General features: G+C 64.3%; 17 protein-coding genes. 8 read left to right on the plus strand and 9 right to left on the minus strand.

The features are described 5' to 3' along the window. The first annotated feature begins 143 nt into the window (after positions 1-143). The 5 genes from LZ012_RS16565 to LZ012_RS16585 all read left to right on the plus strand — a co-directional run bounded on the left by LZ012_RS16565 (position 144) and on the right by LZ012_RS16585 (position 4,047). Complete coding sequence (locus tag LZ012_RS16565; RefSeq protein ID WP_275711995.1) at positions 144-1,457, plus strand: nucleotide sugar dehydrogenase; 1,314 nt, start codon at positions 144-146, stop codon at positions 1,455-1,457. Between the two features lie 12 nt (positions 1,458-1,469). Continuing rightward, a complete protein-coding gene (locus LZ012_RS16570; protein ID WP_275711996.1) occupies positions 1,470-2,813 on the plus strand; it encodes a glycosyltransferase family 4 protein in 1,344 nt (447 codons plus the stop codon). Positions 2,814-2,885: 72 nt separating this feature from the next. Further along, positions 2,886-3,077, plus strand: a complete 192-nt coding sequence (locus LZ012_RS16575; RefSeq protein WP_275711997.1) for a hypothetical protein — start codon at positions 2,886-2,888, stop codon at positions 3,075-3,077. 92 nt (positions 3,078-3,169) lie between these two features. Next, positions 3,170-3,409, plus strand: coding sequence for a hypothetical protein (locus tag LZ012_RS16580; protein ID WP_275711998.1), 240 nt, complete (start codon positions 3,170-3,172; stop codon positions 3,407-3,409). Between the two features lie 290 nt (positions 3,410-3,699). Further along, complete coding sequence (locus LZ012_RS16585) at positions 3,700-4,047, plus strand: hypothetical protein (RefSeq protein WP_275711999.1); 348 nt, start codon at positions 3,700-3,702, stop codon at positions 4,045-4,047. A gap of 200 nt (positions 4,048-4,247) precedes the next feature. Here LZ012_RS16585 and LZ012_RS16590 read toward each other — a convergent pair whose 3' ends face one another. Next, a complete protein-coding gene (locus tag LZ012_RS16590; protein WP_275712000.1) occupies positions 4,248-4,484 on the minus strand; it encodes a thioredoxin family protein in 237 nt (78 codons plus the stop codon). After that, positions 4,462-5,928, minus strand: coding sequence for a permease (locus LZ012_RS16595; RefSeq protein ID WP_275712001.1), 1,467 nt, complete (start codon positions 5,926-5,928; stop codon positions 4,462-4,464). The genes LZ012_RS16590 and LZ012_RS16595 overlap by 23 nt, the downstream gene beginning before the upstream one ends. 477 nt (positions 5,929-6,405) lie before the next feature. On the opposite strand from LZ012_RS16595, the gene LZ012_RS16600 reads away from it, so the two are divergent. After that, complete coding sequence (locus LZ012_RS16600) at positions 6,406-6,624, plus strand: hypothetical protein (RefSeq protein ID WP_275712002.1); 219 nt, start codon at positions 6,406-6,408, stop codon at positions 6,622-6,624. Positions 6,625-6,663: 39 nt separating this feature from the next. Here the strand turns inward: LZ012_RS16600 and LZ012_RS16605 are convergent, their stop codons facing one another. The 7 genes from LZ012_RS16605 to LZ012_RS16635 all read right to left on the minus strand — a co-directional run bounded on the left by LZ012_RS16605 (position 6,664) and on the right by LZ012_RS16635 (position 14,834). Continuing rightward, on the minus strand, positions 6,664-8,733 hold the full coding sequence (locus tag LZ012_RS16605) for a putative bifunctional diguanylate cyclase/phosphodiesterase (protein ID WP_275712004.1): 2,070 nt from the start codon (positions 8,731-8,733) through the stop codon (positions 6,664-6,666). Continuing rightward, positions 8,726-10,261, minus strand: coding sequence for a circadian clock protein KaiC (kaiC, locus tag LZ012_RS16610; protein ID WP_275712006.1), 1,536 nt, complete (start codon positions 10,259-10,261; stop codon positions 8,726-8,728). Before kaiC ends, LZ012_RS16605 begins: the two co-directional genes overlap by 8 nt. Beyond that, positions 10,258-10,587: a circadian clock KaiB family protein gene (locus LZ012_RS16615; RefSeq protein ID WP_275712008.1), complete on the minus strand. Its 330-nt coding sequence runs from the start codon at positions 10,585-10,587 to the stop codon at positions 10,258-10,260. The genes kaiC and LZ012_RS16615 overlap by 4 nt, the downstream gene beginning before the upstream one ends. 169 nt (positions 10,588-10,756) lie before the next feature. Continuing rightward, positions 10,757-11,647 carry a chain length determinant protein tyrosine kinase EpsG gene (gene epsG / locus LZ012_RS16620; RefSeq protein WP_275712009.1) on the minus strand — a complete coding sequence of 297 codons (891 nt, stop codon included), beginning with the start codon at positions 11,645-11,647 and terminating at the stop codon, positions 10,757-10,759. 9 nt (positions 11,648-11,656) lie between these two features. Then, complete coding sequence (locus tag LZ012_RS16625) at positions 11,657-13,015, minus strand: GNVR domain-containing protein (RefSeq protein WP_275712010.1); 1,359 nt, start codon at positions 13,013-13,015, stop codon at positions 11,657-11,659. 32 nt (positions 13,016-13,047) lie between these two features. Further along, on the minus strand, positions 13,048-13,860 hold the full coding sequence (epsE, locus tag LZ012_RS16630) for a polysaccharide export protein EpsE (protein WP_275712012.1): 813 nt from the start codon (positions 13,858-13,860) through the stop codon (positions 13,048-13,050). A 35-nt stretch (positions 13,861-13,895) separates the two neighbouring features. Beyond that, entirely contained in the window at positions 13,896-14,834 is a 939-nt protein-coding gene (locus LZ012_RS16635) for an EpsD family peptidyl-prolyl cis-trans isomerase (RefSeq protein ID WP_275712014.1), read from the minus strand. Between the two features lie 405 nt (positions 14,835-15,239). Here LZ012_RS16635 and LZ012_RS16640 point away from each other — a divergent pair, with 405 nt between their 5' ends. Next, positions 15,240-20,129, plus strand: coding sequence for a heparinase II/III domain-containing protein (locus LZ012_RS16640; RefSeq protein ID WP_275712015.1), 4,890 nt, complete (start codon positions 15,240-15,242; stop codon positions 20,127-20,129). A 58-nt stretch (positions 20,130-20,187) separates the two neighbouring features. Continuing rightward, a complete protein-coding gene (gene gspG / locus LZ012_RS16645; RefSeq protein ID WP_275712016.1) occupies positions 20,188-20,649 on the plus strand; it encodes a type II secretion system major pseudopilin GspG in 462 nt (153 codons plus the stop codon). Positions 20,650-20,658: the final 9 nt, after the last annotated feature.

Below are 20,658 nucleotides of genomic sequence, written 5' to 3' on the forward strand. Positions count from 1 at the left end.
TCAGCGCCTCCCCCCTGGCAGCCATGCGCCGCTCGGACTAGCGGCCGGCCGCCGATGCCGGGCATGGCCTTCAAACAAGGCTCGCATCGTGAACCCATCGCGCGTCCGCCCGGGCCGCACACGCCGTCACAGGGAGGTTGGCCATGAAAATCTGCGTTCTCGGTCTCGGTTATGTCGGTGCGGTGTCGGCCGCCTGCCTGGCCCAGGAGGGACACGAAGTGATCGGCATCGACCCCGAGCAGACCAAGGTCGACATCATCAACGCCGGGCGCAGCCCGATCATCGAGCAGGGCATAGGCGAGATCATCGAGGAGCAGGTGGCCAACGGCCGTCTGTGCGCCACGGTCAATGTCGCCGCCGCCATCCCCTATTCCGACATGCTGATCCTGTGCGTCGGCACGCCCAGCCTGCCCAACGGCGGCCTCGACACGCGCTACGTGCAGCGCGCCTGCGAGCAGATCGGCGAGGTGCTGCGCAACCAGGAGAATGCGCCCATCGTCGTCGTGCGCAGCACCATGCTGCCCGGCACCATGCGCGAGGTGGTGATCCCGACCCTGGAGGCGACTTCCGGCCGGCACGCCGGCGCCGATTTCGGGGTCTGCATCAACCCGGAGTTCATGCGCGAGGGGACCGCCGTCTACGACTACTACCATCCCCCCAAGACGGTGATCGGCGAACTCGGCAAGTCGAGCGGCGACATCCTGGCCAGCCTGTACGCGGACATGCCGGGGCCGGTGATCCGCACCGACATCGAGACCGCCGAGATGGTGAAATACGCCGACAACGCCTGGCACGCCCTGAAGATCGGCTTCGCCAACGAGATCGGCAACCTGTGCAAGGGCGTCGATATCGACGCCCACCGCCTGATGGACATCTTCTGCCAGGACACCAAGCTCAACATTTCGCCCAACTACCTGAAGCCCGGCTTCGCCTTCGGCGGCTCCTGCCTGCCCAAGGACCTGCGCGCCATGCTGCACAAGGCGCAGACCCTGGACATCGCGCTGCCCATCCTGGCCGCCATCCTGCCCAGCAATCAGGCGCAGATCGAGCGCGGCGTGCGGGCGGTGATGGACAAGGGACGCCGCAAGGTCGGCATCCTCGGCTTCAGCTTCAAGCCGGGGACCGACGACCTGCGCGAAAGCCCGGTCGTCGAGCTGACCGAACGCCTGATCGGCAAGGGCTACGACCTGCGCATCTACGACCGCAACGTCCGGCTGGCCAGCGTGCATGGCGCCAACCGCGACTACATCCTGAACCACATCCCCCACATCTCGCGCCTGATGGTGTCCGACATCGACGAGATCCTCGCCCACGCCGAGACCATCGTGATCGGCAACGCCGAGGCGGAGTTCCGCGACATCGCCAGCCGCCTCGACGCGCACCAGAACATCGTCGACCTGGTGCGCATCAGCGATTCGCGCAGCGTGGCCGGGGTGTACGAAGGCATCTGCTGGTAGGAGAGAACGAATATGGCCAACATCTACCTTCGCGGCGACCGCCAGCCGGCGCTTTCCGGCAATTCGTCCGGCCTCGGCGGCGGGCGGACCCAGGCGCGGCCCGAAACCAATACCGACAAGTTGCGGCCCAGCGCCGGCAAGCGCGTGCTGATCCTGGTCGAGAACCTGCCCAGCCCCTTCGACCGCCGCGTCTGGCAGGAAGCGACGACGCTGCGCGCCGCCGGCTACCAGGTCACCATCATCTGCCCGACCGGGCGCGGCTATGAGAAGAAGTTCGAGATCGTCGAGCAGATCCACATCCACCGCTACCACCTGCCGGTCGAGGCCGAAGGGCCGCTCGGCTACGCGCTGGAATACACGACGGCGCTGCTGCAGACCTTCCTGCTCAGCTGGAAGGTCTTCGTCGGCCGCGGCTTCGACGTCATCCACGCCTGCAATCCGCCCGACCTGTTCTTCCTGATCGGTATTTTTTTCAAGGCCTTCGGCAAAAAGTTCCTGTTCGACCACCACGACATCAATCCAGAACTCTACGAGGCCAAGTTCGGCCGCCGCGACACCTTCTACCGCCTGCTGCTGCGCTTCGAGCGCTGGTCCTTCAAGACGGCCGACGTGTCAATCGCCACCAACCAGTCGTATCGCTGCATCGCCATCGAACGCGGCGGCATGTCGCCCGACCGCGTTTTCGTGGTGCGCAGCGGGCCCAGCCTGGAGCGCCTGCGCATCGGCCCGCCGCACGACGAACTGAAGCGCGGCCGCCGCTACCTGGTCGGCTACGTCGGCGTGATGGGCAAGCAGGAAGGCATCGACCATCTGCTGCACGCCGTGCACCACATCGTCTACGTGCACCGGCGCCAGGACATCCATTTTGGCCTGGTCGGCGGCGGCACCTCGCTCGAAGCCATGAAGAAACTGGCGGCCAGCCTCGGCGTCGCCGACTACGTCACCTTCACCGGCCGGGTCAGCGACGAGGAGATGCTGGCCATGCTCAATACCGCCGATGTCTGCGTCAATCCCGACACCGCCAGCGCGATGAACGACAAGTCGACGATGAACAAGATCATGGAATACATGGCGCTGGGCAAGCCCATTGTCCAGTTCGACCTGACCGAGGGGCGCTTCTCGGCGCAGGAGTCGTCGCTCTACGCCGAACCCGACGACAGCGTCGATCTCGCCGCCAAGCTTGTCTTCCTGCTCGACGACGAGGCCCTGCGCCAGCGCATGGGCACGGCCGGCCGGCAGCGCGTGCTGAACGAACTGGCCTGGCACCACGAGGTACCCAAACTGCTGGCGGCATACCAGACTCTCTGGCAGGGGCAGGAAGGCAGTTCCCCGGCCAGCCGCGTGGCGGCACCGTGAGACCCGGCGCGGATCGCCAATGTCCGCAGTCCGGTCGCGGGACGCCGCCGTTCTTTTCGAATGGAGCTTGCCATGTCGACATTTGATTCGCCCGTCGCCCGCTGCGAAGCGGTGCGCGAAATGGTCCTCACCGACCAGACCCAGGCCGAATGCGCCCACGAGCACGACTGCCCGCCCGGTTCCGTGTGCCCGTTGTGCGGCTGGTTCGCCGAGCCGGCCGAAGGCGATGAAGCGCCAACGCCGGGGCCGGAACGGACAGCCTGAAGCGCCTTGACGCAAGGTTTTTCGGCCACGGGTTTAGGCATTTCCCGGCCGGGTGGCCGCCCGGCTTCAACCGTCATGAAAGGAGTTTCATCATGGACATCACCGAAACCGCCGGCGGCCTGACCGCCACCGCCCACCAGACCGTAGACCGCATCGCCGACGCCGCCAGCCGCACCGCGGAGGACCTGGCCCGGAGAAAGGAGCGGCTGAACGTCGGGCGCGCCGAATTGCTGACCAACTGCCGCAACTACATCAACGAAAACCCGGGCATGTCGCTCGGCGTGGCAGTCGCCGCCGGCTTCCTGCTCCGCCACCTGATCCGGCCGCGCTGAAGGCAATGGGGCGGCTCCAGCCGCCCTGCCGGGTCGGAGGCAATTCACATTCGATCTGACCGGCTCAAATCGACCCGTTGCTGTCGTTCGACAGGCCCATTGTCAGCGTCTGCCGCCTGGCTAACAGCTGACTACAGCCGTTCACCTTTGTGCCAATTGCAACTATTTGTTGCAAAACCAAAGTTATCTGCAATAGCAGCTATAACTGAAGTGACGGGATGGAAAAATACCTCGTCATGTAGTTGGAGCTAATTATTAGCGTAGATGAATCAGCCTATAGGGAGAGCAAAATGACCAAGAACACCTTGAAAATTGCCTTGTCTGCCATCGCATTGGGTTTGATGGCTTCATCAGCTTCCTTTGCCGCAGATGCTCCGATTTATGGCAGCCAATTGATGACCAATCAGGAACGCATTGAACATCGTAACAAGTTGCGGGCAGCCAAAACAGCCGAAGAGCGTGAGCAAGTCCGACTGCAGCATCATGAGCAGATGCAGTTGCGCGCCAAGGAACAAGGCGTGACCTTACCGGACGCACCGCCGGCCCAAGGTGCCGGGCAAGGTCGACGCATGGGTCCCGGAGGCGGCATGGGCGGAATGGGGCCTGGTGGCGGTATGGGGCCAGGACCGAACCGTTAAGCTTGAGATACGGGCATCGGCAACAACCGATGCCCGTGAAGCGTCAAGCTTGGAAAAATAAGCGCGATCGCGATTAGCTGGGGCGCAGCCATCGTACGTAGCATTTTCCAGTCAGTACTACGGCATGAAATTTCGCCGCAGCAGCGTGCAAAACGCCTAAGGCAATATGGACATTGCCTTGAGCAATTGCTATCCGATTGTCAGTGCGCCTTCAGCCAGCCGAGTAGTTCATCCTTGCTCGGCATCCGCCCTGAAACCAGGACCGATTCATCGACCACCAGCGCCGGCGTCGTCATGATGGGATAGGCCATGATCTTGTCCATGTCCTTCACATGCTCGAACGTCGCTTCAATAGCCAGTTCGGCCACGGCATCGCGGGTCAGTTGTTCCAGGCGATTGCATTTGGCGCAGCCACTACCCAATATCTTGATGAGCATGATGTGCTCCCTGGTTATGCCTTGCGGCGGTTTCAATCAAATGCAGCGCGACGATGATGAGGGCGACGAAGCCGCCAATGACACCGACCAGCATCCATAGCGACATGCCGTTGACCCAGGCGCCGTAGGTCAATCCCGAGACGGTCGAGAACAGGGCGACCAGCCCAACGTAGGTCCACGCCCGCAATTTGCCGATGATGGCTGTGGTGATGAGGATGCTCTGCAGCGACAGTTCCGGGTCGGCCATCAGGTAAGCGATGAGCGGCCCCGGATGCATGCCGAGCGACAGGAACATCTTGGCAATGGGTACTTCGACCAGGGTTGGGAAATACATGAAGACCCCGAACACGACACCTGCCAGGTTGGCCAGCACGGTGTTTTCACCGGCTACCGTGCGAATCCACTCGGGCTGAATGAAAACCCGGATGACGCCAACCAGGAATACGCCAACGACCAACAGCGGAAATATCATCTTCACGAAGCGCCAGGTTTCCCACAGCCATTGCTGAACATCCCAGTCGTCGAAGCGGCGAGCCAACGGAATGAGCGCGAGACAGAACAGCGTCACTGCCAGGGTTCGTCCGGTCACGGTGAGCGCGATGCCGGCATCGACTACCTTGACGCCCAGCGCGGCAAACACGAGGGTGAGCATGGTCAGGCCAAGTGCCACGGGCGTAAAGCGATTGAAGCCTTCGTCGACCTTGCCCAATCCGCGCCAGGCGAAAATGCCGATACCCGCCAGCAAGGCGATCAACAGGGCGCCTTGCAAACTCAGGCCTTCGGCCCCGATGGCCTCATTGACCGGCACCCACCGGTCGAGGGATTGTTGCACGGCCACTCCCCCATGCCAGGGAAGCTCGGCGCTGAACAACACGGCCTTGAGGAAATCCAGCTTCAACGTGCCGGAAATCAATAAGGCGACCAGGGCACCGACAAAGAGCAGCGTCTTGCCTGGAATAGCCCCCCCTTCGGCGAAAGTTTGCGTATCAGCCATCCGGGCAACATCCGTCTCGCGGAAGACGATGGCCATAATCATCCCGATGCCGACCCCAAACGATAGCGCCAGGAGGATGCGGGCAATGGCGAAGTCGGCGCCCAGCGCGACGCCGGTGTAGGCCAAGGCCAGGATGTTGGCTGCGGGCGCAAAGAACAGGAAGGTAATGGCCGGGCCAAGGCCGGCACCTTTCTTGTAGATGCCGGCGAACAGCGGCTGGATGGTGCAGGAACAAACCGCCAGCAAGCTGCCGGCACCCGCGGCGGCGGAATAGGATTTCCACTTGGGCGCATCCGGCCCGAGAAAACGGATGATGGACTGCTGCGGCACCAAGGCCGACAACGCCCCGGCAATGAAGAAAGCAGGCACCAGGCAGAGCAGCACATGAGCTGCCAGATAGGATGCCAGGCTATCGAGGCCTCCTTGAAACGCGGTGATCATCCAGTTCATGTTTGACTCCCCGTTGCCTTGGTTTTTAAGTCGCTTCCATGATTCGAGTATTGTCGAAATATATGACGAAGTCCAGCGACTCTTTTGTTGCGCATTGCGGGCATGGCATCGATGAGCAGGCCGTTACCGCTCCTGGCCGACTCCGGCCCGATGTCGCCTGGTTGCCGTAATGAACGATAGCTATCGACCCCAAACGGCCTGTTTGCTTGTGCCGAGCGGTCGTCCAGCCATACCCGGTTTGCCGCTTTCCGGAATGTCAGCGATTGCCGATGGCAATGTCGCCTGATTTCCGACAACGATCACGTCAATCACCGACCGAAGTTACGGGTTTAGCTGATATTTAGTTCAGCAAAATACTTCGAAAATTCCCCTTAACGGCTCGAATGACCTTTGCATCTCACACTGCAGACGAACTACTTAAGGGGGGGTATTACCATGGGGATCGTATCAAGGATCAAAGGGATTTTCCGGAGCCCGGTGACCATACAGAGTGACTCGGTGTACTTCCAGGTGGTACGCGACCAGAACACTGGACAGTCGTCGCTGTCGGTCTCCGTTTCTGCACCGAATGACCTGATCGAACAACTCGAAAGCTTGCTCAAGTCTCACTGTTACCGGTTGATGGCCGATTACGCGGCGTCCGGGGTATCGAAGATTCAAGGGGCCGTTGTTTTCAACCTGCCCAAGCAGCAATAGGGTCACCGTTTTCCGTGACTGGATGGTGCAGGTACGCGCTCAGGCCGCCCGCTGCCGGCGCCATTGCTCGAATTCGTCCGCCGGCATGGGACGGCAAAAATGGAAGCCCTGGCCGTGCCGGCAGTGGTGGGCCTGCACGAATGCCAGATCGTCATCCGATTCGATGCCTTCGGCGACGACTTCGAGACCCAGCGACCGCCCCAGCGCGATGATGCCCTCGGCGATCGCCAGGTCGGCCGGTTTGTGCCCTATGTCGGTGACGAAGGACTGATCCAGTTTCAGGATGTCGATCGGCATCCGGGCAAGATAGCTCAGGCTCGAATAGCCGGTGCCGAAATCGTCCAGCGCCACCTTGACGTGCATGTCCTTCAGTTCGCGCAAGACGGTCACGGCGTCCTCGGCGTTGCGCATGATCGTGCTCTCGGTCATCTCCACCCACAGGTCTTCGGCGCCGATGCCCTCGCGCTTCAGCGCATCGGCCACGCTGCGTGCGAAGCCGGTCTTGCGGAACTGGGCCGGCGAGACGTTCATCGATACCGGCACCATGCGCAGGCCCCGGTCGCGCCATTCGCGCTGCTGGCGGCATACCTCCTGCAGCACCCATTCCCCGAGGGTCTGCATGAAGCCGGCCGTTTCGGCCACCGGTATGAACTGCTCCGGCTGCCAGTCCGTGCATGGCCAGCGCAGCAGCGCCTCGGCGCCCACCACGGTGCGCGTTGCGGTGTCGAACACCGGCTGGTAGAAGAGCACGAACTCGTGCTGCTCCAGGCCGTTGCGCAAGCGGCTTTCAATCTTCAGGGACTGCGACACGCGTTCGTTGAACGCCGCCTTGAAAAACTGGAAGTTGTTACGCCCGCTGTCCTTGGCGTGGTACATGGCCGTGTCGGCGTTCTTGATCAGGTCTTCCACGCTGTCGCCATCCTGCGGAAACAGGCTGATGCCGATACTGGGCAGCACCGTCAGCGCGAGCCCGTCCGTGTGGTAGGGCTGGCCCAGCCGGTCGAGGATGTGGCGCGTGGCCGTGGCGGCGTCTTCCACGCCGCCGATGTGCGACACCACCGCCAGGAATTCGTCACCGCCGAGGCGCCCCACCGTATCCTCGGCGCGCACGCAACCAGACAGCCGCCGCGCGACTTCCCTGAGCACGGCGTCGCCCACATCGTGCCCATAGGTGTCGTTGATCGGCTTGAAACGGTCGAGGTCGACGAACAGGAAGGCGCATGCCTTGCGGCTGCGCCGCGCGCTGGCCAACTCACGTTCGGCCAGTTCGTAGAGCAGCGACCGGTTGGGCAATTCGGTCAGCGGGTCGTGCTGCAATACCTGGCGGATCCGGTCTTCCACCGCCTTGCGCTCGTCGATGTCCTCGACGACGCCGATCACGCGCAGCGGCTCGCCGCCCAGGTCCCGTTCCACGACCTCGCCCTGGGCAAGCACCCAGCGCCAGCGGCCCGGCTTGGCGAGCAGCCGGCACTCCGCCCGGAAGCCCGAAGTCTCGCCGCGCAAATGCCGCTCGAACGCCAGGCGCGTCGGCAACAAGTCGTCCGGATGAGTCAGATTTTCCCAGGCCTCGAGCCGCGGCGCGATGTCGCCCGGGCGGTAACCGAGCAATGCAAGCAGCCGGTCGTTGCAGGTCACGAAATCGGTACGCAGATCGATGTCCCAGAAGCCCAGCCCGGCGGCTTCCATCGCCAAGGTCAGGCGCTTTTCGCTTTCCTGCAGGGCGTGCAGGGCATGGCTGCGTTCGGTGATATCGCGCAGCAGGGCGACATGCGCCTGCTGGCCCGCCCAGTCGATGTCCATCACACGCATTTCCGATATCCGCTCCGTACCTTGCGGACTGACGATGTCGACCTCGGTGGTCTCGCCGGCCGTGAGCGGAAAGCCGAAGGGCTGGCCGAGCAGCCCGGACGGGTGCCCGGCGAACAGTTCCTCGGCGGCATGGTTGGCAAACTGTACCGTGCCCTGTTGATCGACAACGACGAAAGCATCCGGGCTGCGCTCGATGATGTTGCGCAGCCGTGCCTCGCTGGCCGCCAGCCGCGTGCGGAGATCGTGCAGCGTACTGTTGCGCGCGCCGCTCCGGCCGCGACCCGACCCGGCTTTACTCATTGTGCTCACCAGCGGATTTCTCGATGCCGATCCCGTCCGCTGCCAATGTCCGGGAACTGAAGAGGGTCGAGTCGTACGGCTCGCGGAACTGCTCGCCGACGTGCAGGCCAGTGCTGTCGATGGTGAATTCCCGGATCGCCGTATCATGGCGCGAACCGCGCATTTTCAGCACCGTCACGCCATGGCGCATGACCCCGACGTATTCCATGTAGCGCAACAGGATGATCGAGTCGGTGAAGGTGGTGAGCTGGGTCTCGGTGATGCGCGAGGTCGCGCCGAAGATGGGCTCGCTGGTCGCGGTAAACAAGGCCGGCACCTGCAGTTGCTTGATGTACGCGGTCAAACCGAGAATGAAGTCGCGCAGGCTTTTTTCGGAAGCCAGCCGCCCCAGCGAGGTCAGGCTGTCGAGCACGATGCGGTGTGGACGAAAGCTGCCGATGAGACCCTTGATCATGATCAGCCGGTCTTCCAGATTCATCGATTCGGGATACTCGCAGACAATGTGCAGCAGCCCTTCGCTTTCCATTTTCGCGAAGTCGCGGCCCCAGCCGGCGGCGTTTCGCACCAACTGGTCACGGCTTTCCTCGAAGCCGAGAAACAGGCAGCGCTCGCCGTTGGTCACAGCGCCGCAGGCGAACTCGGTGGCCACCAGGGTCTTGCCGGCGCCGGTGGGGCCCGATACCAGGGTGGTCGAGTCGCGAAACGGCCCACCGTCGCACATGTCGTCCAGGCCGGCATTGCCGAATGTGGCGCGCACGTTCGAGGATTTGTGTTCGAGGTGGATGGCCGACAAGGGCATCACTTCGATTCCGCTGCCATCGGTGATGACGAAGGGAAACTCGCCGCGCCGATGCGCGACGCCGCGCATTTTGAGGATCTCCAGTGTGCGCCGCCGCACTTCCGCTTCGAGCACGTTGCGCAGAATGACGACGTTGTCGACGACAAATTCCTCGCCCCACCGGTAGCCGCCTTCTCCGTAATCCGCGGTTCGCTCGCTGCTGATCACCGAGGTCACGTCCATGGTCCTCAGCATGCGGCTGATGCGGAACAATTCGAAGCGGACGCGTGCCCGGTCGCTGAAACGCGTGAACAAGGCGCCAACCGCGTCGATCGCCAGGCGTTTGGCGCCTATCGTTCCCACGGCGGCGTTGATCTGCGCGACCAATCCGCCCAGGTCGTATTCCCCTACCGTCACGTCTTCCTCGTCGGCGGCCGTGCCATCGATGAACGCCCATTTTCCTTCGGCTTCCCAGCGGGCGACGTCCCAGCCCAGCGAAAGCATGGCACCGCGAACGTCTCCGGGCTGTTCCTCGAGCGTGACGAATACGCCGGGTTGATCGTACTGGAGGATGCCTTCGGCCAGGAATTGCGCGATGAAGATGGCCTTGCCGCTGCCCGGCGTGCCTTCGATCATGGTCATGCGATCTTTCGACAGGCCACCCATCGCGAGCAGGTCGAAACCGGGTATGCCGGTCGGCATCCGCGGGATGCTGCCGGAGGTTTCCTTGTGTTTTCGGCGTGTAGTCATGTTGGCTCATCCTTTGACCGGGGAAAGCGCGGAAAGGGTTCGCCGAATTCTTCGACGCCAAGGGCTACCAGCACTTTGGCCGGATCCGACAGGTCGCCGATCACCCGGCTGAGAGGAAGCGGTGCAACACGAAGCGTGGTGGGGGTGGCAAAGATGTGCTCGGCTGCTGCCAACTCGGGATGCTTCAGCACGTCGATCAGGTCAAGCGCATAGCCGATGCCGTCGGCGCCGAGATATTGCTCGCAAATCCGCCGCAGATTGTATGCGGCGCGCAGCGAGCGCGGCGTTTGGCCCGAGACATACAACTGGAACTGATATTTTGCCATTCGCTACGTGCCTCAACGTTCATACCTCACAGGCTCCGGGGCTCGTTTTCAAAAGACCCGGCGCTGCAGGTTTAAGTTCGCCCGGTCTCGAAGTGGAGCAGTCGCTTGAATGTCAGCAGTCGAATGAGGCTGAAGTCCGGCGGCGGCCGATTCAGCCGAGATTTCGCGGTCAGAAGCTGTTGATGACGGTGCCGACGACGTGCGTGCCGGTTTCGGCGAGGCCCTTGAGCATGCCGTCGGTGGCCTCGATCCGGGTGTGATCGCGGCGTGCCAGGACCAGGGCGTTGCCGGCGCGGAAGGCGACACTGCGGGCGTCGGCACAGAATTGCGTAGCCGTGGTGTCGAGCAGGATGAGGTCGAATTTGACCGCCAGTTCGTCGAGCAGGCCGGCCAGCCGGGGCCGCGACAGCAGTTCCTGCGGGTTGGGCGGCACGGCGCCGGCCGGCAGCAGCGAGAGTTTCGGGCAGCCGGACACTGGCAGCAGCACGGTGTCGGTATCGGCCCGCCCGGCCAGCACGGCGGCCAGGCCGATGCGGTTGGGTGTGTTGAACAGCCGGTGCTGGCGCGGATTGCGCAGGTCGGCGTCGATCAGCAGCGTGCGCATGCCGAGCTGCGAGAAGATGATGGCCAGGTTGGCCGCGATGCAGCTGCGCCCCTCGCCGCGCCCCGGGCTGACGATGGCCAGCGAGCGGCGGCCGGCGGCCGGATCGAGCCAGCGCAAGAGCAGCTGGGTGCGCAGGCCGCGCAATTCCTCGGTGCACCGGTGGCGCGGCTGGAAGGCGGCGATCAGTTCGGTGCTCGCCCCGGCGTCGCCGGGCAGCAGTTGCGGCAGGCCGTACTGGCGGTCCAGCGCCTGTTCGACATCCTCGTCGTCGAGCAGGCCGAGGCGGCGGGCGGCTTCGCCGAAAAGCAGGCCGCGCCGATGCTGCAGGTCGACGATGCGGTCGAGGTCGGCCACCTTGAGCTTGCCTTCGTCGACCAGGATGGCGCCGAGCTGGTGGTCGTCGTGCGCGATGACGCGGCTGCTACCTTCCAGGGGGAGAACGTTGTCGTGGGCCATGGTTGTTCCTCAGCCGGGATTGGGTAAAGCGGGCAGGCCGTTGGCCGGGCCGGGCAGGCGGCCGGTTTCCGGCTGCCACGAGGACAGTTCGGCGAGGACGGGGACCGGCCATTCGTTGCGCAGGTCGCGCCGCGAACGGACCCGGTGGTCGCGCATCTCCATCAGGTAGACGATGCACAACCCGAGCAGGGTGCCGACCACCACGGCCAGGACGAGGTTGAGCAGCATGATCGGGCGCGTCGCCTTGAACGGCGGCACGGCGGGGTGCAGGACGCTGATGTTGGTCAGGTTGGCGCGGCTCTCGACGCGATTTTCCACCGAGTGCTGCATGGCCGTCTCATAGGCCTTCTGGGCGATATCGACGTCGCGCGTCAGGACGGCGAGCTGATCTCGGTATTCCTTGAGCTGCAGCACGCGCTCCCGCTGCGTTTCCAGCTCCTCGCGCAGTTCGGCGACGCGCCGCTTGTTCTGCGCCGTCGGCCCGGGTGCGTCGGGACCGCCTTCGGCCCGCAGCATGGCGCGCAGGCGCTGGGTTTCGGCCAGCTGCCGCAGGTACGAGGGGTGTCTGGTGCCGAGCCGGTCCGTGTATTCCTGCAGCTTGCTCTCGGCGCGCATCAGCTCGCTGCGGATGTTCTGGCTGGCCGAGCTTTCGCGCACGTCGGGGCCGGGCGCGCCGGCGCGCCGGGACTGTGCCTTGGCTACCTCGCCGGCGATGTCGGTGAGGGCCAGGCTTTCGACGTCGTAGCGCTCGTCGACCAGGCCCTTTTCCTTCTGGTAGGCGGTCAGGCGGCCCTGGGCCCGCTCCAGGTTGCCGCGCAGTTCGCGGATCTGCTCGTCGAACCAGGCCGCCGTCTGGCGCGTGGGCGCGACGCGCAGTTCGAGGGCGGTCGCGACGTAGGCCTTGGCGAAGGCATTGGCGACCAGCGCCGAGAACTGCGCGTCGGGCGACGGGAAGGCGATCTGGATGATGCTGCTCTGCGTGGTGTCGGTCTTCAGGTCGAGCAGCAGCGTCATGGCCAGCCAATCCTCGATCGAGCCGTCGCCGTCGGTGGCCTTGGCGAAGGCTTCGCGCGATTCCGGCAGCTTGGCCAGCTCGAGGCTGTCCACCACCTTGCGGGCCACTTTCTGGCTGTTGATGATGTCGACCTGGGTCTGCAGGTAGGCGATGCGTTCGCGCAGATTCACCTCGGGAGTCGCCGTGTGCATCAGCTGGTCGTCCTTGCTGTCGACCAGCACGGCGGCCTTGGCGAGGTAGGTCTTGGGCATCACCAGGCTGACCACGAGGGTGACCAGCACGGTCGTGCCAAGCACGAAGAGCAGGATGCGGAAGCGGGCCCGGACGGCGGCGAGCAGGAGATAGGGATTCATGGCGGCAGGGCTCGCTGGCAGTGGCGGGGAGCCTAGAACAGGCTTTCCCTGACCTGGATGATGTCATTGGGCTGGACATGGTCGCCGAGCTGGACTTCGCTGCGCGCCAGCACGCCGTCGGCATTGCGGCGGGCGATGCGGATGCCGCGTTCGGTGCCGCGCACGGTGACGCCGCCGCCCAACGACAGGGCCTGCATGACGGTCATGTCGCTCTCCAGCCGGTAACTGCCGGCGCGTTGCACTTCGCCGTAGATGTAGAACATCGGCGCTCGGCGTACGAAGACCGTATCGCCGTTCTCGACCTCGACGTTGGCTGCCATGTCACCGTTTCGGTACATCTGGACCAGGTCGATGTCGCGCCGCTCGGTGTTGCCGTTGCGCTGGCGGACCAGGGTCACCACGTCATCGCCGGTCGGCGCGATGCCACCGGCCAGGGCCAGCATGTCGGTGACCGTGGTGCTCGTCTCGTCGAGCGCGTAGCGGCCCGGCCGCGTCACCTGGCCGAGCACCGAGACCTGGCGGCTGCGGACCTGGACGAGGGCGACGTTGACCTGCGGATCGCGGATGAAATTGCCGTCCTTGAGCAGTTGGGCGATGCGTTCGCCGGCCGCCACCGAACTCAGGCCGTCGAGCTTGACATTGCCGAGCAGCGGAAAGCGGATGAAGCCGTTGGCCGAGATGCGTGCCTCGGTGGTCAGGTCGGGGTTCTCGAAGACGGTGACGCGGATGCTGTCGCCCGGCCCCAGGGTGTCGTCGGCGGCCAGCAACGGCCCGGAGAGTCCCAGGCAGGCAAGGCAGGCCAGGGTGGCCAGCCAGCGCGAGAATGTTCTCAGGTACGGTTTCATGCTGTGTTTCCTTTCATCCGAGGTGACGTGCAGGATCAGAGGACTCTCGACAGGCCCTTGTTGATATGGGTGACATCCTTGGCCGGCGGCTGCGGCGCCGTCGGGGCGGCCGAGGCCCCCGGCGGTGTCGCGCCGGTTTCACGGGCGAAGGGGCCGAGGTAGCGGATATCGGCTTTTTCGCGCAGCTGGCTGGCCTTTTCGCGCATGAAGGCCTGGCGTTTTTCGGCGAGCAGCATCTTTTCGATGGCCGGGGTCGCCTCGCTGAGGCTGAATGGCGCCGGCTGCGAGGTCATCAGCTGCACGATGTTCAGGCTGTCGCTGCCTTCGAAAATGGTCATCTGGGCGTTCTGCATCATGGCCAGCCGGGGCAGCAGCCCGGTCGGCAACTGCTCGGCCGTCTTGATCGAGATGACGCGCTGGAAGGGCAGATCGTTCTCGCTCAGCCAATTGGCGATGTCGTCGAGCTTGCCGCTGATGGCCACCAGTTGCCGAAAAGCCTCGAGGTGCTCGTGGCCGACATGGGTGATCAGTTCCTGGAAATAATAGATGCGGCGCTGCTCGAAAAGGCCGGGATGGTCCTGGTAGAAGCGGTTGACCTCTTCGGAACTCGGCTCGACCACGCGCATGCCCCGATTGACGTAGGCTTGGGCGAGGATGTGATGGCGCACGGCCTCGAGTTCGACCATCACCGTCGGATCCTTGTCGAGGTTCATTTCCTGCGCCCGCTGGGCGAGCAGTTCCTGGTCGATCAGGCGGTCGAGGGTGTCTACGGCTTCCTGGCTGGGCGGCGCCGGCGGCTGCCCGCTATCGCTCGCATGGGGCGCATCGATGGTCTGGTGAAAGATGATGGCCTTGCCATTGACCGTGGCCGCTACCTGGCCGCCCGCGGCGGCGTCGATATCCTTGCCGCAGCCCGCCAGGACCACCATGGCGACGGCCAACGGCACCCATAAGGCACGGAGTTGTGGATTCACGGCGACACCCTCGAAAAGTATGCACGGCGGCAGGACAGCGCAGTTTTGCCGGACTGATCCCTAGGCTAGATCGGGATTTTTTTAAGCCGCGTGTGCCAGCGGCCCGCTTGCCTGCTCCATTCGGACCATATCGGCCGGGGCGGGCGCCGACGAAATCCTTCTAAATGGCGGTTCGGCGGGGGATATAGGCCAATTGGCCTATGCCGGCCACGGATAACTTGCACAAATGGGCTGTCGAACTTGCCCTCGAGGGAAGCTGGCACGCTCCGCTGCCGCTTCCGAGTCCCCCCTGAAATGACTATCTCCGCCAACGCTGTGGTGTGGATTCTCGACACGTCGAAGGTAAAAATCTTGAGTAAATCAATTTCTGCGGTCCAGATTCAAACTTTGCATCGGGTTGCTCCGGTGGTTCTCCAGGCCCTTTTTCTGATCAGCCTGATCATTGTGGGGTTGTTGCCGTCCCTGCCGGCAGCCGCCCAGACTTCGTCGGCCTGCGTGCCCAATCCGCAAGCCGACTGGATGGTCAGCAGCGACCCGCTGGCCCAGGATATCCGCCCGCGCGACTGCGCGGTGGTCGAACAGAATCCGCCGGACTTCAGCTGGCCCGATGTCAGCACCAGCGCTTCCTATTCCTTGAACCTGATCTATCCGGACGGCCACGCACGGACGCTGCCGGCCACGCAGAACTGGGCCAACTGGGACGAAAACCTGCCGGCCGGCACCTATAGCTGGACGGTCAGCTATGCCGGCGGCGGCAGCAGCGTGACCCGCAAGTTCATTGTCGGCGCCACCGCCAAGCCTTTCCTGGTGCCCAAGACCAGCGCCATCCTCAGCACCGTCACCGCCAAGGCCCACCCGCGCAGCCTGCCCGACACGACAGCCCTCGCCACCATGAAGAGCCAGCGCCAGACCGCCGTCAATGCGCTGCTCACCGAGGTCAACGGCCGCCTTACCGAGGCGCTGCCCAGCTCCGGCTCCGGTCCGACCGACGCCTACAATTTCAGCAAATCGGCCTTAGCCGCCATCCAGGCCTGTGTCTATAGCGGCCAGGACAGCTATTGCCGCGAGGGCGTACGCCGCGTGATGAATCTCACCGCCTGGGACCCCAAGGGCGCCACCGACTACACCAAGGCCGGCAACGATGCCTCGGCGCGCATGCTGACGTGGACCGTTGCCACCGGCTACGACTGGCTCTATCCGCGCTTCACCTCGACCCAGCGCACGCAGATCCTCAGCATGCTGCGCGTGCGCGTCGGCGACATGTACAACGACATCATCGGCTCGCGCTCCCGGATCGCCAAGAATCCCCGGGATTCGCAGGGCAACCGCACGCTGACCGCCCTGGCGGTGATCTCGACGCAGCTCGCCGGCGACCTCAGCGAAGCCAGCGCGACCTGGCTGCCCAACACGCTGCCGCTGGCGCTCAACCTGACCAATCCCTGGGGCACCGAGGAAGGCAGCTTCGCCAATGCCAATGCGCAGGGCTTCTGGGATATCGGCGACCTGCTGCCGATGTGGTACCAGTTGCGTAACGCGACCGGCATCAACCTCGCCCAGAAGGCCTGGGTGCGCAACTGGAGCCGCCAGTTCACCTATTTCACGCCGCCCGGCATGGCCGGCGGCACGACGGTGTTCGGCGACGGCTTCGAAATGAACGAAAGCGAGCACCAGGCGCGCTACGGTACCGGCTACACCTATTTCGCCCCGACCCCGCTCGGCCGCTGGCACGCCAGCCGGCTGACCGGCGAACTGCAGACCCGCATCGAATACCTGATGGCGCCGCCCGCCGATTTCACCGAACCGGCGCCCTTCCCGGCCGGCACGCCGAACGCGCTGGCCATGCCGGCCGCCGGCCAGGTGGCCATGCACAGCGACCTGTCCAACACGGCGCGCACCTCGGTTTATTTCAAGTCCAGCCCCCCGCCCTACGGCGCCTACAACCATAGCCACGCCGACCAGAACAGTTTCGTGGTCAATGCCGGCGGCCAGCGCCTGGCCATCGAATCGGGCTATTACGACAGTTACAACTCGGCGCACTGGAAGGGTTGGTACAAGACCACCCAGGCCAAGAACGCCATTACCTACGACGGCGGCCTCGGCCAGCAGTTCTACGAACAGAACGGCAGGATGGGCAGCGGCAAGCTGACCCAGTTCTCCACGTCGCCCGCCTACGACATCGTCAGCGGCGACGCCACCGCGGCCTACGGCGGCAACCTGAGCAAGGCGGTGCGCTCGCTGGTCTATCTGCGCCCCAACCTGATCCTGGTGTACGACAACCTGGCCTCGGCGACGAGCCGGCAGTGGGAATGGAACATCCACGCCGTGAACCAGATGACGGCGGTTAACGACCGGCAGATTTCCATCCAGAACGGCACCCAGAAGCTGTGCGTCACCCAGCTCGCCGGACCGGCCGTACGCTTTACCCAGACCAGCCAGTTTGCCGTGGCGCCGAGCAGCGGCGCCCAGCAATGGCACGGCCGTTTCGCCAGCACGGCGAAGACGCCGACCGCCGAATTCGTCACCCTGCTCAATGTCGGGTGCACCACCGTCACCGCCAGCGCCACCAAGACCGACGGCGTCTGGAAGATCCCGGTCGGCAGCCAGACCGTGAACATCAACGCCGCCGGCGTCGTCAGCGTCGGTGCCGTGGCTCCCGAGCCGACGCCGACTCCTACGCCGACCCCGACACCCACACCAACCCCCACGCCAACGCCGACGCCTACTCCCACACCGGAACCGACCCCGACCGGGACCGAGCCGCCGCAGACGCTGCCATCGACCAATACGCGGGCCGTCGCCACTTTCGAATCGATCGGCGTCTACTGGAAACCGACGTCCAATCCGGGCAGTGCCGGCTGTGCGGTGCGCTTCCACAAGTTCGGCGAAACCACCTGGAAGACCGGTTTGCCGCTGTGGTACGACAGCCGCAACGGCGAATGCCGGGGCAGCCTGGTGCAATTGTCGCCGGGCACCAGCTACGCGATCCAGGTCGGCATGCCGGGCCAGAACCCGGTGGCCGAAGTGCGCGTCGCAACCTGGAAGGAAGCCTTCCCGATCGCCCGCACGGTCGCCGTGCCGAGCAGTTCGCAGACCCTGGCCATCACCTCGGGCGGTACCGCGAGCGGCTACGTGCTGTACACCTCGCCCTCCGGCACCCGTTCGACGCTGGATGGCGGCAATAGCCAGACCTACAACGTCACCATCTCGGCGCCGTACGTGATCCTGCGCGGCTTCAACCTCAAGGGCGCCCGCCAGGACGCCATCCGCCTGCTCGACGGCGCCCACGACGTGATCATCGAGGACAACGACATCAGCGGCTGGGGCCGCCTGAAGGGCAGCAGCAGCGAGGGCAACCTCGGGGTCAATTACGACTCGGGTGTTCATGCCGTCTGCTCCAATCAGAACATGGAGCGCGTCATCATCCAGCGCAACACCATCCACGATCCGCGCTACACGGCCAACAGCTGGTCGCTCGGCCACCCGGAAGGGCCGCAGGGCATCACGCTGGAAAGCTGCGGCGGCAACCACGTCATCCGCTACAACCAGATCGTCGGCGGCAGCAGCGGCAACTACTACAACGACGCCATCGGCGGTTGCTGCAACTTCAGCACCGTCGGCTTCCCGAACTACGATTCGGACATCAACGGCAACCTGATCCGCAACACCTGGGACGACGGCATCGAAGCGGAAGGCGCCGACCGCAACGTGCGCATCTGGGGCAACTACATCGACAGCACGACGCTGGGCGTGGCGACGACGGTGGCAGCTACCGGACCGGTCTATATCTTCCGCAACGTCCAGAACCGCAGCAAGATGCTGAAGCTCTCCTCGCCCGACCAGGACACCCGCAACGGCTTCGCCAAGTCGGGCAGTCAGTCGTCGACCATCGGCGGCGGCCGCCGCTACATCTTCCACAACACGCTGCTGCAGTTGACGCAGTCCGGCTCGACCTACCCGCTCGGCGCCGGCGAAGGCATCGTCCCGGCCGGTCTGACGATCACCAACACGGTGTCGCGCAACAACATCCTGCAGACCTGGAAATCGAGTTCGGCCGCCATCCGCGGCGGCGACGGCAGCGACGACTTCGGCTACGACCTGTACAACGGCACGCTGAGCGGCGCCACCGAGACCAACGGCATCCGCGGCACGCCGATCTACCAATCCGGCAACGGCGCGGTCAGCGAAGCCAACGGCCTCTATCAGCTGGCGCCGTCGAGCCCGGGCTACGACAAGGGTGTGCGCATCCCCAACTTCAACGACAACTTTGTCGGTGCGGGACCGGATATCGGTGCCCACGAAGCGGGAACCTCGGCCATGCTGTTCGGCCCGAAGGCGGGCACGGCAACTTCGACCACCACGACCCCGTCGACAGGAACGACTACACCAACTACCACCACAACCACTCCTACGACCACCACAACCACGCCAACCCCAACGCCTACGCCGACTCCGACGCCTACTACGACCCCGACAGCAACCCCCTTGCCCATGGCTTCGTATAGCTCGGCCTGTCTGCTGCTCGACGGCGGCAGCGGCGGCTGCGGTTCCTATACGGCAACCACGGCCAAGACCTGGAACGGCAACGTCATCCTCGGGCCGGTGACCGACCCCAACGGCTCCGGGCGCAAGGTGGACCTCCACCGCATCATGCAGGCGGCGCCCTATGCCTGGGGATCGACGCACCGCTCGGAACTGCTTTATCAAAGTTCCAGCTACGACTTCCCGGTGGGTGTCGATACGTGGATGGCCTTTGCCGTGATGCGCAAGCCGGGAGAAACCTTCCCCACCTCGTGGAGCGGGTCGACTCTGGTGGCCCAATCGCACTCCGCGGAGTCCGGGGCGACGGGTCCGTGTTATGCCATGTACCTGACGGGCTCCACGTCGGGCACCATCTACTGGCGCGCCTCGTATAACTCGAACCCGCCATCGACCTGGCAATCCCATGGCGGATCGAATCCCGACCGGTACGACAGCCCCACCCTGCATACCGAGCCAATCATGCCGGCCGGTGTCTGGTATCGCTACATCCTGCATTACCGGGCGGGCTACCTGACTTCGCACAACCCCATCTTCGAGGTCTGGCGCGCCAAGCCGGGTGGAAATTTCGAGAAGCTGTTCACCTATACCGGGCTGAATGCCTATAACGGCAAAAACGGTTATCCGCGCATGGGTCCGTACAAGTGGGACTCCAATTGGGCCGGGCAGACATCGATTGCGTATTACGAAACACCGCTCTACTACGGCAGAGGTGCAAATCTGTTCAACAATGCCGCGGCAGCACTGCAAGGCTTCTAGGGCATGGATGTGAACACACGCCGGTAGGCTGCGATCGTCTCCGGCAGAAGGAATCAACATGCCTGAGCCTCCGCCCTTCGTATCTAACCAGACCTCCCCGCCAGTCGGGGAGGCCCGGCGGCTGCGCGGCTTCACCCTGCTCGAACTGCTTGTCGTCGTCGCCATCATCGGCCTGCTCGCCGGCTACGTCGGCCCCAAGTATTTCGGCCAGCTCGGCAAGGCCGAGACCAAGGCGGCCCGCGCCCAGATCGACGCCATGGAAAAGGCGCTCGACCAGTACCGGCTCGACGTCGGGCGCTACCCGACCAGCGAGCAAGGACTCAACGCGCTGGTCGTCCAGCCCGCCGGCGTCGCCAAGTGGGCCGGCCCCTACCTGAAGAAGGGGCTGCCGGTCGATCCGTGGAACAAACCCTACCTCTACAAGTCCCCCGGCGAACACGGCGAGATCGACGTGTACTCCTACGGCCGCGACGGTACGCCGGGCGGCAGCGGCGAGGACGCCGACATCACCAACTGGTAAGCAGGCGGC

The organism is Dechloromonas hankyongensis (genome assembly GCF_022012295.1).
Taxonomy (GTDB): Bacteria; Pseudomonadota; Gammaproteobacteria; order Burkholderiales; family Rhodocyclaceae; genus Azonexus; species Azonexus hankyongensis.

What these genes read in the sequence shown, in the direction of transcription:
- LZ012_RS16565 (WP_275711995.1), top strand. Translation starts at nt 144, where the DNA reads ATGAAAATCTGCGTTCTCGGTCTCGGTTATGTCGGTGCGGTGTCGGCC.
- LZ012_RS16570 (WP_275711996.1), top strand. Translation starts at nt 1,470, where the DNA reads ATGGCCAACATCTACCTTCGCGGCGACCGCCAGCCGGCGCTTTCCGGC.
- LZ012_RS16575 (WP_275711997.1), top strand. Translation starts at nt 2,886, where the DNA reads ATGTCGACATTTGATTCGCCCGTCGCCCGCTGCGAAGCGGTGCGCGAA.
- LZ012_RS16580 (WP_275711998.1), top strand. Translation starts at nt 3,170, where the DNA reads ATGGACATCACCGAAACCGCCGGCGGCCTGACCGCCACCGCCCACCAG.
- LZ012_RS16585 (WP_275711999.1), top strand. Translation starts at nt 3,700, where the DNA reads ATGACCAAGAACACCTTGAAAATTGCCTTGTCTGCCATCGCATTGGGT.
- LZ012_RS16590 (WP_275712000.1), bottom strand. Translation starts at nt 4,484, where the DNA reads ATGCTCATCAAGATATTGGGTAGTGGCTGCGCCAAATGCAATCGCCTG.
- LZ012_RS16595 (WP_275712001.1), bottom strand. Translation starts at nt 5,928, where the DNA reads ATGAACTGGATGATCACCGCGTTTCAAGGAGGCCTCGATAGCCTGGCA.
- LZ012_RS16605 (WP_275712004.1), bottom strand. Translation starts at nt 8,733, where the DNA reads ATGAGTAAAGCCGGGTCGGGTCGCGGCCGGAGCGGCGCGCGCAACAGT.
- kaiC (WP_275712006.1), bottom strand. Translation starts at nt 10,261, where the DNA reads ATGACTACACGCCGAAAACACAAGGAAACCTCCGGCAGCATCCCGCGG.
- LZ012_RS16615 (WP_275712008.1), bottom strand. Translation starts at nt 10,587, where the DNA reads ATGGCAAAATATCAGTTCCAGTTGTATGTCTCGGGCCAAACGCCGCGC.
- epsG (WP_275712009.1), bottom strand. Translation starts at nt 11,647, where the DNA reads ATGGCCCACGACAACGTTCTCCCCCTGGAAGGTAGCAGCCGCGTCATC.
- LZ012_RS16625 (WP_275712010.1), bottom strand. Translation starts at nt 13,015, where the DNA reads ATGAATCCCTATCTCCTGCTCGCCGCCGTCCGGGCCCGCTTCCGCATC.
- epsE (WP_275712012.1), bottom strand. Translation starts at nt 13,860, where the DNA reads ATGAAACCGTACCTGAGAACATTCTCGCGCTGGCTGGCCACCCTGGCC.
- gspG (WP_275712016.1), top strand. Translation starts at nt 20,188, where the DNA reads ATGCCTGAGCCTCCGCCCTTCGTATCTAACCAGACCTCCCCGCCAGTC.